The sequence below is a fragment of the Kitasatospora sp. NPDC059088 genome, from assembly GCF_042738155.1.
In the GTDB taxonomy this organism is placed as follows: Bacteria; Actinomycetota; Actinomycetes; order Streptomycetales; family Streptomycetaceae; genus Kitasatospora.
Genome location: NZ_JBHYGR010000006.1, coordinates 1 through 924, shown reverse-complemented (window position 1 = coordinate 924; position 924 = coordinate 1). Strand labels below are relative to the sequence as shown.

1 protein-coding gene is annotated in these 924 nt (G+C 74.2%); it reads left to right on the top strand.

Translation table 11 applies throughout. From position 1 onward, the window contains the following. Positions 1 to 15: 15 nt before the first annotated feature. A complete protein-coding gene (locus ACFWXO_RS04300; RefSeq protein ID WP_380522335.1) occupies positions 16 to 804 on the top strand; it encodes an SDR family oxidoreductase in 789 nt (262 codons plus the stop codon). Positions 805 to 924 lie beyond the last annotated feature (120 nt).

Here is a 924-nt window from a genome sequence, read left to right as displayed (position 1 = left end):
CCCCGGCGAGTTCCCATAACACTAACATACTTCTTCTTAACGCGTGGGTGGGAGTGTTCTGTTGGCGGCCCGGCGCCCCCCCCCGACGAGTCGGCGGACATCCGGACCGCCGGCGGGGCACGCGAGCTCGACGGCGACTACGCCGACGGCTACGCGGCCGGCAAATGGGCCGGCGAGGTGCTGCTGCGCGAGGCGCACGAGGCCTTCGGTCTGCCGGTCGCCGTCTTCCGCTCGAACATGATCCTCGCGCACCCGCGCTACCGCGGTCAGCTCAACGTCCCGGACGTCTTCACCCGCCTCGTGCTGAGCCTGCTGGCGACCGGCATCGCACCCGGCAGCTTCTACGCCCCGGGCAGCGGCGCCGTGCGCGGGCACTTCGACGCGCTCCCGGTGGACTTCACCGCGCGGGCCGTCACCTCGCTCGGTGACGACGCACGGGAGGGCTACCGGACGTACAACGTGGTCAACCCGCACGACGACGGCATCTCACTCGACACGGTCGTCGACTGGCTGCTGGCAGCCGGACATCCCCTGACCCGCGTCCAGGACCACGCCGAGTGGATCGACCGCTTCGAGTCCGCCCTGCGCGGCCTGCCCGACCGCCGGCGCCGGCATTCGCTGCTCCCGCTGCTGCACGCCTTCACCGAGCCGGAACAGCCACTCGCCGGATCCGCCCTGCCGGCGGACCGGTTCCGCGCGGCCGTACGGGCCGCGGCCCTCGACGACGGCGACGACATCCCCCACCTGTCACCGGAGCTGATCACCAAGTACGTGGCCGATCTCCGGGCGCACCGCCTGATATGACACGGCCCGTGACCGCCGCAGGGTCCGGGGGCCCGCGGCCGGGCCGCCGGCGCGGCGCGCGGCGGGGGGGCGGCGGGGGGCAGCGCCCCCGGCGCCGCGCGCGCGCGGGGTGGCGGGTGG